The following is a 14866-nucleotide window of genomic DNA, read 5'->3' on the forward strand; positions in this document are numbered from 1 at the left end:
AGCTTGTTGTGGTGCCAAGCACACAATAACGCTAAGATTATTAGTATTTTTATTGTTATTTTTATTTTTATTAATCTATCCGTACATACATATTGGTTACAACGTAAAAAAGAGCAAGTTCATCACTGGACTTGCTCCTTTATTATCATTGCTCATAAAATCATTTGGTTTACTATCTGCCTTATCTACTGCTAAAACGATCGTTCCCTCCGATTATTCACCTCGAAGTGATGCACGAAAGCGAATCCGTTTGTAATCTACGTGCCAAACGCCTTTGACATAAAGCTCGTGCTTCGTGAGTTTCATAATGTCACTATACATGATTTTTTTTTCTTCACTAGAAAATCCATGAAAGAAGATATCAGAAAAACTATGTAGCCAATTACGCAAACCCAGCTCTTCACTATCTAAGGGTGTAGGTCTCATGAATTCATAGGCAGTGTCGGTCTCGAAACCACCGCTATCTAATAAGTCAATAAAGTCTACATATACGGGGAAATTCCACGGATTTCTTTCGATAGCATCAATAGAATGTCTTTCTTTAAGTGTCGTAATAATAGCATTTATGATTGCGTCCATATTTCCCTTTACGCCGAGCTCAGCAACAAACTTCCCGTTTGGTTTTAAAGCATTTCGCACAGAATGGATGACAGCACGATGATTCTTCATCCAATGTATGGCTGCATTTGAGAATACTGCATCATACTCTGAGGAACTGGATATTTTTTCTCCATCACCATATTCGAAATTGATCTGAGGAAACTTCACACATGCCCGTTCAATCATTTCTTTCGATGAGTCAACGCCCGTAACCAAAGCGCCTCTGTTTGTCATTTCATTAGCCAAATCACCCGTTCCACAACCTAAATCCAATATACGATCCCCAGGCACAATGTTCAGCAAATCTACAACGTCTAGTCCATAAGATGAAACAAAAGAAAGCTGTTTATCGTATACAGTTGAGTCCCATTTTCCCGCTGAAATAACCAACTATAATCCCCTCTACCTTATTCCTTAATATTAAGGACTTTTTTGGACATAACTTATTCCATTTGCCGATACAACGCGATCAGTTCACGCCCTCTTGCTTCCAATTGCTCAGGCGGAACGTATGAAAAGCGCTTTAAGAAGTCATCTATCTGATCTATGGATTCCGTGCTAGCTACCATTACGCAGAGCATAATTTGGATTGAGATTCCGCTACCGGTCATCCAATTCAGCCCTTCCTTCTTCATTATGATTTCTCCAAATAACGGGATAAGTTCAGTAAATGTATGAAGCTGTAGATTAAGTTTATTGACAAAATCGATATTAAAGTAATATAACTGCTCAAGTAATACCGAGACATTGTAGATTTCAGACGCATTTGACTGATTCTGGGCGGCAAGGATACGCCCATCTAGTTCCTTCACAAGGGGCATACAGTCAAGATATACGTTCAGCGTTTGTGCGTCAAGTCGAACAGTATCCGGTTTGTCGAGCATGTCTTTTAATAGCTTTTCTTCGAATCGAGTCAATTGTTGCCGAATGGCGGAAAACTCGATGTCAGCAATTTCTAACAAACCGGCCAGTCTAGAGAATCGGCGACGAATGTCCACCGGAATCGTACTTTCGCTTTTGTATCCCAGATCATGTTCAATTTCTGCCCAGGTATGCTGCAAAATCGATCGTATTTGAAGTTCCGCATTTAAACCGGCGAATGATTGAGGACCATGGCCCTGGATCACATAATGCAAGGATAAATAGCCGAATCGGTCCGGATCAAGCGTCTTTCGCTTATCTATAGAATTTGTTGCGTCAATATTGAATTGTTTCTCGATTAACTTGGCCACTTCATCTACATCTTCGGAAAAGTAAGTGATGATGCGAATGCCAACCAGATCTGTGATATCTCCTAATTCGGTATATCGGCCTCTTTTGGAAACGATCTTCCTCTGTAAACTCTCTCGATCCTTAACCCGTGCATTGATGGAATGATAAGCTATTTTTTGACGAACCAACGATTCCTCGATCTCATTAGTAAGATGCTCCATATAGGCTTCATACTGGGGATATATCTCATCAAATCTCTCCATCAACTGGTCTTGTATAATTGGAGTTGTCATTTTAAATGTCTCATTTCAAATGTGACCTGATTAAGATGATCGGCATCATTCAATCGTTTGAGTTCCGTTTTATCTGACCCCATCGTAAATTGATGGATTGACGTATCTGCTGTCTCGATACGAAAATCTTTACTTATGGGCAATTGCGCCAATTCTCTAATTATCGTTGAAATCGCGCGGCCATGTGTCACCAAGGCAACCGTTTGACCAGGATGAGTGTAATAGATTTCATAAAAGGTTTCAAGAATGCGTCGGCTAAACTCCCATTCCGTCTCTCTTCCCCATGAACGATTATGATACAAATGCCCGTCACGAGGCAATGGATAACGTATTCTGGCATCGTCTTTGGTGAGCCCTCCGGACAACCCATAGTTCATTGCACGTAGGTCATCTAAGCAAGTGGGTTGTAATCCAATCTCATCTCCCAAGATTTGTGCTGTTTGTCTGGCTCTTTTCAATGAGCTCGAATAAAGAGCATCGATTGAGAATTGGTTCTTTATTTTCTGCGCCAACAACTCACTTTGGATCTTGCCGGTTTCTGTCAGTTCAAAATCCGCCCATCCCTCAATGCGTTTTTCGGCTTCACCTGTGTGTTGACCATGACGGATCAGAATAAATTCGACAGTCCCTGGTTTAGGTGCTTCGAACGGATGGCCGAAACGAAGATTTAAATCTACGCATGCCGCGTGCAATTCACATTGGTTACTTGCTGTCGTATGCAATTCAAAGATCCATGTATGGCGTCCTTCTGTAAAACTCCCCGATATGGTGTCACTGTTTAAAGGTCCTGGCTTAAAAAAGGTCCTACCAACCATTTTTTCTTTCCAACTCAAGTGCTTTATATCCTTCACATAGCTCAACCGACTAATGCTTTCCAGAATGGTTTGTAAAGAAAGCGGATACTTGGATGACTGCGATTCATCAATAATTACAGTATGCTTTTCCGCAGGCTGTGGCAGATACGATTGACCTATTTTGGGAAACTTCTGCATCAGGACTTCGTGAATCAATAAGCCCACAGATGAGAGTCGATATTGTTTGTTCGATTCTTCTATATAATCGCTGATATTAGGAGAGACAGAAATTTGCGCTTCAAGTTGATGGCTGGGCAAGGAGCCAAATTGATAGAGCTTGTTAAGAATCGGATAATGTAGCAGCCAAGCATTTACATCTAATGTGACTGGGAGACTCGGTAATTTTACGACATCGGGAAAGCTCTCGAATTGGTAATAAACAGGGATTTGCAACACTTGCCCAATAATCGCGCAGAAGGAGACTTGCGCTTTATATCCTCCTGTTGCATTTATAATACATTCTTCGCCGGCTTCTCGCTTCGTCAGAATAATTTGAGACATATATTTAACCAAATTTCTCAAACCCTCGTCTCTGAACAACTGAGGATCCTGTGTATCAAGTCCTTGAATAGGAATAACGCTCACTTGCTTAAACATGCCCTTGAAATAGTGTTCCAGAATACTTCCGACTCTTTGCCCTTTTTCGGAATCTGATATAAGCAGGTATAAACTTTTTCGTTCATCTAAGACATTTTCTTTTTTCAGCAAATGATAAACAGTATTAGTTTCAGCCGATACTTCGTAGCCATCAGACATGGATAATAACGCATTTGCGATATCCTTTGGAGGCTGATCGGCCAAAGCCTGTAGTTCTATTTTTCGATTCAAACCGAAAAGCAAAGAAATCCCCACAGTACAAATCAAGCAAGTATTCATCGATAGGCCCCCTATGTAAACGTCTATAGCACAATTTTTAAAGTATTTCAGCTTCGTTAGTAATGATTCTACATCTTCCAGAAATACCCTTTTCGAGATTCATATTTTCACGAGTAATGCCTAAGTAATTCTCACCTTTTTGAATCCAATCGTATCTAGTTCGGTTTTTATTGAAGAGTGAACAATCGAATATAACTGGAAAAACCCAATCTCCTTTATAGTACACTTTGTCAGATAGTTTCTTTATCGGAAGTCCATAAAACTTCATAGCTTTATAAAATATAGGCTCCATTAGACCTATTATAAATTTTTTATTATTCGACATCACATATTTATATATCAAAAACAATAAATGCTCTATATTTTTCCCTCTGGCTGCTTTATGCAAGGAGATTTTATCAACCTCTATTACATTTCCCGGATTTTCTTTTACTGCAGTTAATTCATGATATGGGAAAACGTAGTCTGCATTATTTTCGCCGTGTACATACGGAATAAATTCGACAGTACCTATATGAAAGCCATGGTTATCTAGAATAATATACCGATCTGAAGTTGCATTGAATTCAAGTTCATATCCTTTTTCTTTCCAACACTCAATCCATAATTCATTAAAAATCTGAAGGTCACTCGTATTCATAACTTTTTTATACAAATTCATCCCTCCACTCCCACTTCCAAGTAAGTAATTGAATTACTTACGAGTCTACATGAATATCGGCTCATGCAGCAGGGCAGAAGGTATACAATATCAAGGCATTTCCGAAATTAATAACAACCATCTGTAAAATAATAAAATGGTTGTCACATGTTTATTTCAACTATATGTTAAATGCCATGTGAAGCATAAATTTTTTCCGTTATCTCGACCAACGAATTTACCTTTTCATAAAATCCATTTCCAAGCGGCGCTTCTTTCTCATACAATTCATGATCCAACCATATTGCGTTAATGAACAAAAAATCCTTGGATGAATCATATCGCCAAGTACAGCGGAATACGCCGCCATTCCCGTTGCTGGCTCCTTTGTATAGATGAAATTGTAATATTCGCCCCTTCAAACTTGAAAAATCCGATTCATGGTATAGCTCGCGTTGCGTCCCGGGGGCATGATGTTTGATCTTTTGGATAATTACATTTAGTTGTTGGTAAATAAAGCTGTCCTGAGATGGATTATGCAACAACACTTTATGTGCATCCTTCGACAGATATACCTTAGTTTTGAACTTTGAAGCCCACTCTTCTCTATTCAAAATAAACATGCCGAAGGGTGATAAAAAAACATAATCTTCTTCAATTGTAAAGATCGCTGGGTTGTCATTCACAATTTGCATTTCGAATGTAGAGAATTGTCCAACAGCGATCGTGCCTTCAATAAACAACGTGCGGAGAAACGATTCATGCTTTTTGATAAATTCATCTTTGAAATCAAGCGGGACAGGTGGTATCACATGTAGGATTTGCATATCTTCGTGCAGATAGGCGGTTGGATATCCAAAAAAGGCACCAACAATATAACCAAATGAGGTCATAACTTTATATCCGCCAATGGGAGCAAAACAGGTTGTTTGTTTCTCCCCTTGTTCCAGACATTTCCCCAGTTCTCTCATGTAGGAGCCCAGTGACTGATTCAGCTTCAACCGATCTGTAATATCCAATGTATCAATCGGGTGCAAGTTTACCCTTGCGTGAAAGGTTCGTTCAAACAAAAATTCCAATAAACGAGTCGCTGCCTTACCGCCGAACGAGCGAGTATGAAAGAGCGTGATTTGGGGCCTCTGATCCAATTTCCCCATTGATTGCAAGGCATATAGCATCGAGAACTCCGCACTAATTGTTTTCGGATTCAGGATGAGATGGGATAGGTTGGATCGTACTTGGGACAACCAGGTCTCAATAAGTTCGTCTTCGTCGCCATCATCCTCTCGAGGAAGTGGACTCTGTTGATTAAATCGGAAGAAGTCTAACGAACGGCTCCAGCTTCCAAACTGATTGTTTTCATTAAATATGGATATGCCACAAGTCATGACTATGGAATGATACATTTGAAGCCCCTTTCGATGAGTTTTTCTTTGCGCATTAAAACCTGCTTTAATTTTTCTGACAGTTCTTACTAGGTTTCAAACACCATGTTGTATCGAGCAATGGCTAGTTGCGCTGTTGTTTTCATTTTCTCCCTCAATCGATCCGGTCCAATAAGTTTAACATGTCTCCCCATCGCACGAATTTGAGTCATCACATATTTTTCTTCATCTGGTTCATAGTAGAGTTTGATTACATATGTCGCCCCTTGAGGGGTGGAAAGTTCGGTTATTTCCTTATAATAGCTTGAAAAAAAGGAGAAAATCCGCTGTATTTCATGGTCAAAGTCCGGAATAATTTCAAACTCAAGACAGCGTTGCAATGGAATGGCTTTGGAACGCTCCCATGGATCAACCGTCTCTCTTGGTTCTACTTGCGAAATCAAGTGTAGCGGAGTAATCCGAACATCATTTCCCTTACGGCCTCTTCTCCATCTCAGGTACCAACGATGTGAATGGACATGAAGTATTAATTTGATCGGGATGCCGTACTCTGCCTTGTAGTTCAACCCTTTTCTTGTTTCATAGCTGATAACCATCGAACGACGGTTACTGATCAAGCCCCTAAGCGTATACATCCAACGATTGCTTTGAACGAACTCTTTTGATCTTCCTTTAACAACGACATGACGATTTTCGTTCCATGAATGTGAGACAGTGTATTTCATGAGCTTCTCTAGAGTCGAATGTTTCAAAAAGTCGGATATCCACGGAACCTGAAGCTGTGAAACAAGCCAGTTCAGCTCGTTTCTGCTCGGGAGATGTGGACCATTATGTATATCTGTTGAATCGGCTACTCGAAGACGATTCTGAATCTCATGATTAAAGATTTTCTCAAATAGATTCATAATAATCTGCAATTTGCCTCCATTCTTTCATCAAATCAACGCGAAGTCTCTCAGGTGCCATAACCACTGCGTTGGAGCCAAAGCTTCGAATCCATGCCTTGATTTCCAGAAAGTTGCTTACATTGATGCAAAAGTCGAAAGTATCCTCATTTTCTCGTATAATTTCTCCCCATTGTCCTTGCAATTGCACACGTTGATGTACATAACACGCTTGCTTAAGCTCACCACGATAAAACCGGATAATCACTAAATGATCATCGCCTCTGTCAATCGTCCAGCTGTGTCGAAGCTCATACATGGATTTTGACTCCAGCTCTTCCCATTCTTTTGGATCAAAGACAGGACCAGTCTCGACTCTCATAATATAATCGATCCGAAAACGCTGCAATGTCGGGTGCATCTCCGGCTTTGCTAACAAGTACCATCTGCCAAAGCGTTGGTCAAGGACGATTTTTACCGGTATAACCAATAACGGCTTTGCCTCAGAATCCGGCTCCGATTGGCCGGAATATTTCTGTCCACTTTTTACAGGAAAATAATAGATTAACGTCTTCTTCCCTTGTTCAATATATTGTAATAACTCAAGAGCTACATATTCATCCAAGATTTTCCCATACCAATGATACCTAAATTCAATACTATCGCCAATTGTTTCATTCGGTACATGGGATTGCAAATGCATAAGGAGAGTATCTCTCAAAATAAAGCCGAATGCAGAGAAATCACTAGTATGGGCACAAACATCGACAAAATCATGCAGATCCCGCAATTCTTCAAAAGTAAAATCATCAAATAATGCCGTATTTAACTCATAGTGGTATTCCCTTTCCTGTTTGTACTCCGAAATCCAACCCATTTTATTTAAATATTGCAAGTATTCCTTCAACCGCTTATCATCCAGATAGCCTTCCTCTCCCGAAGTTTGATCCTTGTGGATAGAATACAATTCCTTGAATTCATTCCGGGTTAGATAAGGCTTATCCAATACTCGCTTCTGTCTTTGCAAGCTCCGCAGGATGAAGACATAGCGATCAATTTCACTAGACTTCATGGGGCTCATACGATAAAGCAAAACTAATAATCGAGCCGCAATCTGAAAGGGATTGAATTGAGAAAGTTGCTTACGAATGAGCTTCTGATCATATTCGCTTTCCTTAAGATGTTCCAGTTCGAATTCGATTACTTCTAATAGTTTAGAGCGAGCTTTATCATATGTTTCCTTTGAAACGCCTAGACGTTTAGTAATTTGTTCTCGTGTATGTACGCCGCTGTCAATATACATCATGCGAAGCAATTCCTGCCTCTTCTTCATATGATGCTTCATGGTTCCTCCCTCATGCAAGAAAATCGGTAGCTTTCAAAAATAAAAGAGTGAATCCGTTCATTCTTCTAAAAAGGGTATTGATGAAATTGCACATACTGGAAGACCCGTTCTGTTTTGACTATACCGTCATTTCCTCATGCTCCTGAACTTTGCGTTCCGAAGTAGAGTAATAAGAAGCGACCATTTTGCTTTTACAGCCAATTGACAATTTGAAAGGTTGCTGCGGCCTTCCCTTGTACGACGACAATAGCTTTTTGAATAATATCAAAACGCCATCGCCATACCGATCTGGTGATGTGCTTGTCTTGTCAGTGTCCAAAGCAATAGACCTAGTTCATCCTCTGGCAGCTGATCAAAGCGAATAACTCCTCGAAAGGATATTCCCGTTCTCAATAAACGCAGATTGGTGGCAAATTTGATCGACATGTTTCCCGATTTCGGTAATGATTGAATCCAATACTGCTTCAATCCCCGAACTTGAATATCGTCATCTGTTGCTTTTGAGAGGTTTCATACATAACCAGTGCTTTAGTAGAAAAACAACCTACCTCCATTGCAACCTCATTATTTCCATGTAAAAACTTCTTTCAATGCAGGTATATTCCTGCTTGCATTAATCTATTATGTCGCTTTTATTTTACAATTTAACAAATTAATTAAAACTCATTGTAAATATTGAGAAATCTAGCATACAGGGCAAAAGGTATATAATATAACTCAAGTTACGTTTGGATGCAAAATAAATGGCCCTTCCGACTTTTCTTACGGGAGTGAAGGGCAAATTAGGTAATCCACATAATTCTCTAACATGCGGATTTAGTTTCTATGCGATTTTATCGTATGCAAGGGGCATCCATTAGCGTTTTAAATGATCGCCAAATCATAGTGCCCGAATCCGAATACGGATTGTTTCCCTACATGAATCCATTGACCTAAATATAAAAGTGATATGAACGGCGCTAACTCCCCTTGGTAACGTACCATTCCCAACATGCCTTTCATTGTAATCGATTGTTTCTGCCTCATCGAATAACGATGCATTTCTGACCACTGGAGTGTCGAATAAACCATTTCGGTCTGTTCAGCTGCTTGCAGCCAATCGGCTCCTTCAGTTGCACTTGTGAATCGACCGTGGTGATAGAATAACAAAGACCGAACACGTCGATATAAGTTCAATATGACCTCATGGAAACTGACTTCTAATTGATATTGATGATTAACTTGTATGCGCGTTGGCGTGATGAATCTCAGTTCAGCTTCGGTAGCATTCAAATCCGCTTCTTGGCAGGCTTTTATAATCATCTCTCCAGTTATTACCAAAGGCGGATTAGATATTCGTCCAGCTCTACCATCATAGACAATGCTTACCAAACCATTTAAGGCTGTAGATGAGATTCTTTCAACTCGGTACGTATACTTATTTTTGCCCAGGCCTAATTTCCCCAGTTGCTCCACAGCGTAAATAAATTTCTGATATTGTTGAATCGCATCTCCGAACAAGATCAATTCCAGTTCAAAACATTCTCCTTGCTTTCGTTCCGTTCGTTCCGTGATGCCACTACGCAAAATGAAGGGCCGTACATAAGGCATATATTCACCTTGAACTGTCAATGAAGGCATTTCTTCATATAACTGCGGATAGCTACAATTAGCCGATCTCTCGCATTCCCCGCAAACTCCGATGTTAGGGCACATCAACTGCTTAAGCATAAAACCGAGTCCTCCTCTAAACAAGGAAGCTGTAAAAGCAGGCAATGGCATGTCGGATAAGGCGATCAGACTTATACTTAATCTCGTCAATTGAATGTTATTTAGCATACTTTTTGATAATACCCCCATTTTGCTGCGCCCCATTGAAGCATGGGTTGATTTATAGAGTCACTTAATTTTCTAATAAATATAACATAGATTTAACCAAACTTTCCCCTTCATGTATTCATTTTTCTTGGTACACAAGTGATTGTTAATCCTAAATTTTTCTTTGTATACCTTTTACCCTGTTTCACCAAATATTACTTTTGTATACTCAATATAAGAAACAGCTATCCAAATATCCAACATACTCAGTAGTTAAAAACAAATGAAAGGCAGGAATTGCTATGGAGATCTAGATAACGAAATAAAGGATTTCGGAAAACCTGAATGGCAGCGCGATCTGGAACGAGAGCAGCGCGAATATGGTAAACCGCGGTACGAACGGGACGAAGACTAAAAAAAATTTCAAAATGTTTATATGGAGGTGAATCGAATGTGCTTTGTTCTGGGAGCTATTTTCGGAGTTTATGCATACGTGCATGGATGGTTCGGATTGAGACATTAACCGCTACCTTCATTTAATATTTTGTTAATTACAAAAAAGATCCGAGCAGCCACTTATGGTCTCGGATCTTTTTTGATTTTCTGAGGTGGCAGGTTTCGAATTGATCCAGCCAGTAACACTGAGGAAAACTGGCACAGTTAAACATTGGTTAAATGACCGCGGATTCGGATTCATTTTTAAAGATGAAGGCGCTGAGATTTTCGTCCACGAGAAGGCTCTAGGTCATATCGAATCATTAGCTGTCGGAGATCGGATATCGTTCGAGGAGAAGAGCAAGAGCAATAATTCGTATGCGGTTAATATTGAATTTTTGCCAGAGGGTGCTCATCAGTGAGTAGCACTCTTTTTTGTTCCATCTACACTTACTATACGCTACCTGCGACCCCTTGAATAAGAACAGGCTCCTGTATTCCAAGCCGGATCGCCTCATTCTGCTCCTTCTGGATTGTTGCAATGATCTTGCGCAATTGATATTTGTTCGTACGATCCGAGCCGAAACGCTCGAAGAAGTCATCCACCGGCATTCCCGAATCATCTTGTTCTTCCGCGGGCAACTCCGGATGGGTGTAACTTCTTATCTCACCAACATTGAAAACTTGTTTATTCTTGATAAACCGTAAATCCTTGAACGTCAAGAACTTAATTCAAAAGACTACCGTAGCAGTTAGAGGTACTACGATAAGATCCAAGAGATCGAGTGAATGATGCAGCTGATCCCCTTCAATGATGGTTAGGGAGTGAAGCCCAAGCGGGAGCGTCTAGGGGCAGGAAACGCGCGGACGTAATCTTGTGTTGTTGGTTCTAAAAAAAAGTCGTAGTAGCCGCCGTATTTGATTTCTTGTTTCGGAATCCCCCTGCGCCTATGTGATCGGATCCTCTGATTTTCGAGCAAAACAAAAACACCCCGTTAAGAGGTGGTCAGTTGGACTATCGTGTCCCATTAGTTGCATCGTCAGTCCATACTGTGGTGGCTGGCTTAGTATATGAAAGGTATAGATACAGCATCATTTCCAGGGGTCTACATCTCTTGTTTTGCCTAGTAAATCATGAACCACTCTTGGTTGTCGCCGATTTTTCCGCAATTTTTAAATCCGTACTTCTCGAAGTATCCGACGTTCATTTCACTTTCAGTGTAAAGTATCAAAGCAATGCCGGATTTTTCTGAAAACGCTGTAAGTGCCTTCATTATTTTCCGCCCCTCGCCCTTCTTTGCTGATTGAATAGTCTTTAATTCTACGACTTTTTTGGTTCCGATGTGGTCGAAATGCACTTTACCCGGTCTAACGAATCCGACAACGCAATAGCACGAAAAGTCCCGCCGCCACAAGTAAAATGAACTATCGTATAAGTTATTTATGTAATAATTTTTATCACTGATTTCATACAGCCATGAGAGATATTTGTTCATATTTTCGTCCAACATGACCTCGACTGCTTCGTTCGCATATTGCGGCGGTACTTGGACTGCCTGTAAAAGCATGGATTTTACAGTCGCACTTCCAACACGCTTCTGCATTTCGATAAGTTCATTTCCTCTTGCAATCGAGTTGCGCAAGTTTTTCCTAGTTGTCTCTTGGTTTTTTCTGAATTTATTATGTGTGGTATTGTCATATTTGAGTTTCTGCCATTCCAAGAAAATTTCGTGTTCTTTCTCCGAGACTCCCATTATTACACCCTCTTCTGCATCAGCGGCCATGACGCACCACCCTATTTGTACTACAGTAATGCTTCAAACTCTACAAAATAATCTACACTTAGAAGTATTCGCTAATTGATTTAACTATCCTGTCCGTTTCATAGTGGCGCACTATTATAGTGGACTGTTTGGAGTTTCCGGACCCTAAAAAAAGAGAATGGTTATCGGCAGCGTGTTTAGGTTTCTCGCGGATCGGAGTCGAAATCCATTTAGTTAACCCCCTTAATTAATGTATTCCATGCCCGATCGGCACGCCTGCTGAGGTAATATTGGCTTCATTTACTCGAATAGTACCGCCAATCTTGATTGCCTGGAGCTTGCCTGATTCTACCCACCTATACACTGTGAGCGGCTTCACACCTAACAACTCTGCTGTTTCCTTTACGCTGATAAATTTTTGTTCTGTCATGGCTGCACCCCCTTTATCACTGTCTATCAATATACATCCATCGTATCACTTAATAGTAAAAATTACTATTAAGGCAACATAAAGAGAGAACCACTCAATTGAGCAGTTCCTTGATTAAGTCGTATATGCCTTCACTATTCCTTAACCTCGTTAATTATTTTATAAATTGTACTTCTGCCAATTCCCTGTTCCTTAACAATGTCTGTTGCACTATGGCCTTGTTTAATTAGTGACAGAATGGTTTTCTTCTTGCTATCCGTTAGCGCTGGTCTGCCGCCGATCTTGCCCTTCTTACGAGCTGATTCCAAGGCAGCTTTGGTACGTTCCTGGATAAGGCTCTTCTCAAATTGAGCAAATACCGCTATCATCCCGAACATAGCCTCTCCCATTGCGTTTGATGTGTCGATGTTTTCCGTTAATGAGACGAAGTGAACTCCCCATTTTTTAATATCATCATGAATCTTATAGAGCTGCTGTGTGGATCGCGCTAATCTATCCAGTTTGAACACAACGAAAGTGTGCTTCTCTCTGAGTCGGCCAAGCGCTTTATCCATTTCTTTGCGGTTTGCCTTACCTCCGCTTTCCTTCTCACTGTAGATTTCAAAACGCTCACCTTTTGCCTTTGCGTACTTCTCGATAGCCTCAATTTGAAGGTCTTACTTTTGGTCATCCGTTGATACTCGCGCATATCCAATTATCATTGTTTTGTCTCCTTCCCATACGTTTAATGTATTTTCGGTATAGACGGGTTTATAGACAAAAACAATAGCTATTTTATCTTTTTTTATACAAATTTATCATTGTGCTATTAACGGTCGTTTTGTGTGCAGCCTCACTTCATCTATAGACAACAAAAAAAACCGCACTCTCTTTGTAGGAGGGAACGGTTTTTAAACTTTTTTCAATCCCCTAGAAGTCGGGGTAAGTGTTGCAAGCCGAGTACATACTCAACCGTTATTCATATTGCCGATAAAAGGTTTCAATCCCCTAAAAGTCGGGGTAAGTGTTGCAAGTCAATGACATTTTAACCACTAAACGATTTGTTCGTTAGTTTCAATCCCCTGAAAGTCGGGGTAAGTGTTGCAAATCGTTACATTATACCCTTGATTATGTTATGAGTTTTTTGAGTTTCAATCCCCTATTCTCGGGGCACCTATTGCTACGTATAGAAAGTACGGCATAGCTCACTAGAAAAACGTCGGTTTCAATCCCCTATTATCGGGGCATCTGTTGCTACGTTCCTGAAAAGTACCACGTTGGCAATACAATTGTGTTTCAATCCCCTATTCTCGGGGCACTTATTGCTACCTTGTAGCAGACTTCATCATGTCCCTCGACAACGTTATCGCGTTTCAATCCCCTATTATCGGGGCACCTATTGCTACAAAATCGGGTACGAACATTTACGAGCGAAATCGTTTCAATCCCCTATTGTCGGGGCACCTTTTTCTACTGCTGGGCCTGTAGAACCTGTCATATCAAGGTCTCTCAGGCTTAAATCGCGAACCTCTTCAGGGCGAGTACGACTTGATACCACTATTATAGTACGAAATTTAGAAATTGCCTAGAGAATTGCGGATCGCGAACCTCTGCGAGCAATTCCAATGATGGGTCATATATTTCGCAAAACAAGGTTTCTATTCCTTCCAACAAGCACGCGTAGCCGATCCGATAACCCACCACTTTCCGCCACAATAATGATACCGCCCAAGAACCTCTTGGATCCGGAGCATCATCCCAACTGAAGTAGATACCGTCCTTTTTGTAATAAGCATCAGCGTGGAAACTTTGCCAAACAATCTTATGCCAGGGGTATTTCTGATAAATCTGCTCAGGAGTCATTACCTTGCCATATCTGTCCATAATGTAATACGCGACATACTTCGTTGTTGCTATTTGTTAACCCCGTGCATAATAAAGTGGTTAACTTTTGCGCCTTGCCAATGATATTTACAACTTTAATGCTCTGAACACTAGTTCAAAAGTAATTTGTCTCCTCTAGATGCTAATCCAATAGTTTCATGATTTAGTGAGAGTAAACCAAAGGCCCCTACCTTGTTGGTAGGGGCCTTTGGCAATTCAAATCTTGGGCTCACCGAGCTTCCTCATCGTATGGATAATCATAGGGGTACTCTCTTTGATTTTGACGGTCACAAGACAATTCAAATAAAAAAACAGTGCATTTCGCACCGGTCTTCTGTTATTTACATGACACGAAGGGATGCTGCAGCCTCTTCCTTAACATCTATCATTGTTAAAAGGGCAAGATCGCGTTTTACTACTTCAGGTGTCATACTTGTTTTACCAGCTTTCCATCCTGTAGCTGTCATTCGTTCCTGTAACTTTGTACCG

14 protein-coding genes are annotated in these 14866 nt (G+C 40.5%); 1 reads left to right on the forward strand and 13 read right to left on the reverse strand.

Annotated features, from left to right (window positions below):
* Positions 1–213: 213 nt before the first annotated feature.
* The 9 genes from AC58QO_RS31445 to cas6 form a co-directional block, all read right to left on the reverse strand.
* Positions 214–990 carry a class I SAM-dependent methyltransferase gene (locus AC58QO_RS31445; RefSeq protein ID WP_497272571.1) on the reverse strand — a complete coding sequence of 259 codons (777 nt, stop codon included), beginning with the start codon at positions 988–990 and terminating at the stop codon, positions 214–216.
* A 53-nt stretch (positions 991–1043) separates the two neighbouring features.
* Positions 1044–2105 carry a GTP pyrophosphokinase gene (locus AC58QO_RS31450; RefSeq protein WP_497272573.1) on the reverse strand — a complete coding sequence of 354 codons (1062 nt, stop codon included), beginning with the start codon at positions 2103–2105 and terminating at the stop codon, positions 1044–1046.
* A complete protein-coding gene (locus AC58QO_RS31455; RefSeq protein WP_497272575.1) occupies positions 2102–3835 on the reverse strand; it encodes a histidine phosphatase family protein in 1734 nt (577 codons plus the stop codon). The genes AC58QO_RS31450 and AC58QO_RS31455 overlap by 4 nt, the downstream gene beginning before the upstream one ends.
* A gap of 37 nt (positions 3836–3872) precedes the next feature.
* The gene (locus tag AC58QO_RS31460) at positions 3873–4490 is read right to left on the reverse strand and encodes a hypothetical protein (protein WP_497272577.1); all 618 of its coding nucleotides are present in this window, start codon (positions 4488–4490) and stop codon (positions 3873–3875) included.
* A 173-nt stretch (positions 4491–4663) separates the two neighbouring features.
* Complete coding sequence (locus AC58QO_RS31465) at positions 4664–5881, reverse strand: putative CRISPR-associated protein (RefSeq protein WP_497272579.1); 1218 nt, start codon at positions 5879–5881, stop codon at positions 4664–4666.
* 68 nt (positions 5882–5949) lie between these two features.
* Positions 5950–6777: a hypothetical protein gene (locus AC58QO_RS31470; RefSeq protein WP_497272580.1), complete on the reverse strand. Its 828-nt coding sequence runs from the start codon at positions 6775–6777 to the stop codon at positions 5950–5952.
* Positions 6752–8089, reverse strand: coding sequence for a helix-turn-helix transcriptional regulator (locus AC58QO_RS31475; protein WP_497272582.1), 1338 nt, complete (start codon positions 8087–8089; stop codon positions 6752–6754). The genes AC58QO_RS31470 and AC58QO_RS31475 overlap by 26 nt, the downstream gene beginning before the upstream one ends.
* 264 nt (positions 8090–8353) lie before the next feature.
* Complete coding sequence (locus tag AC58QO_RS31480) at positions 8354–8515, reverse strand: hypothetical protein (RefSeq protein ID WP_497272584.1); 162 nt, start codon at positions 8513–8515, stop codon at positions 8354–8356.
* Positions 8516–8953: 438 nt separating this feature from the next.
* Positions 8954–9928 (reverse strand): CRISPR system precrRNA processing endoribonuclease RAMP protein Cas6, encoded by a 975-nt coding sequence (gene cas6 / locus AC58QO_RS31485; RefSeq protein ID WP_497272586.1) that lies wholly within the window; start codon positions 9926–9928, stop codon positions 8954–8956.
* Positions 9929–10509: 581 nt separating this feature from the next.
* Here cas6 and AC58QO_RS31490 point away from each other — a divergent pair.
* Positions 10510–10743, forward strand: a complete 234-nt coding sequence (locus AC58QO_RS31490) for a cold-shock protein (RefSeq protein WP_497272588.1) — start codon at positions 10510–10512, stop codon at positions 10741–10743.
* A 31-nt stretch (positions 10744–10774) separates the two neighbouring features.
* On the opposite strand, the gene AC58QO_RS31495 is transcribed toward AC58QO_RS31490, so the two are convergent.
* The 4 genes from AC58QO_RS31495 to AC58QO_RS31510 form a co-directional block, all read right to left on the reverse strand.
* The gene (locus tag AC58QO_RS31495) at positions 10775–10933 is read right to left on the reverse strand and encodes a hypothetical protein (RefSeq protein ID WP_497272590.1); all 159 of its coding nucleotides are present in this window, start codon (positions 10931–10933) and stop codon (positions 10775–10777) included.
* A 512-nt stretch (positions 10934–11445) separates the two neighbouring features.
* Complete coding sequence (locus tag AC58QO_RS31500) at positions 11446–12105, reverse strand: hypothetical protein (protein ID WP_497272592.1); 660 nt, start codon at positions 12103–12105, stop codon at positions 11446–11448.
* Between the two features lie 226 nt (positions 12106–12331).
* Positions 12332–12514, reverse strand: coding sequence for a helix-turn-helix domain-containing protein (locus AC58QO_RS31505; RefSeq protein WP_497272594.1), 183 nt, complete (start codon positions 12512–12514; stop codon positions 12332–12334).
* Positions 12515–12648: 134 nt separating this feature from the next.
* Positions 12649–13161, reverse strand: a complete 513-nt coding sequence (locus tag AC58QO_RS31510; RefSeq protein WP_497272634.1) for a recombinase family protein — start codon at positions 13159–13161, stop codon at positions 12649–12651.
* Between the last annotated feature and the right edge of the window lie 1705 nt (positions 13162–14866).

It is taken from the genome of Paenibacillus sp. J31R30, from assembly GCF_059692115.1.

Bases quoted from the DNA above. Each gene is read 5' to 3' on its own strand.
- AC58QO_RS31450 (WP_497272573.1), bottom strand. From the start codon at position 2,105: ATGACAACTCCAATTATACAAGACCAGTTGATGGAGAGATTTGATGAG.
- AC58QO_RS31455 (WP_497272575.1), bottom strand. From the start codon at position 3,835: ATGAATACTTGCTTGATTTGTACTGTGGGGATTTCTTTGCTTTTCGGT.
- AC58QO_RS31465 (WP_497272579.1), bottom strand. From the start codon at position 5,881: ATGTATCATTCCATAGTCATGACTTGTGGCATATCCATATTTAATGAA.
- AC58QO_RS31475 (WP_497272582.1), bottom strand. From the start codon at position 8,089: ATGAAGCATCATATGAAGAAGAGGCAGGAATTGCTTCGCATGATGTAT.
- AC58QO_RS31480 (WP_497272584.1), bottom strand. From the start codon at position 8,515: ATGTCGATCAAATTTGCCACCAATCTGCGTTTATTGAGAACGGGAATA.
- cas6 (WP_497272586.1), bottom strand. From the start codon at position 9,928: ATGGGGGTATTATCAAAAAGTATGCTAAATAACATTCAATTGACGAGA.
- AC58QO_RS31495 (WP_497272590.1), bottom strand. From the start codon at position 10,933: ATGCCGGTGGATGACTTCTTCGAGCGTTTCGGCTCGGATCGTACGAAC.
- AC58QO_RS31500 (WP_497272592.1), bottom strand. From the start codon at position 12,105: ATGGCCGCTGATGCAGAAGAGGGTGTAATAATGGGAGTCTCGGAGAAA.
- AC58QO_RS31505 (WP_497272594.1), bottom strand. From the start codon at position 12,514: ATGACAGAACAAAAATTTATCAGCGTAAAGGAAACAGCAGAGTTGTTA.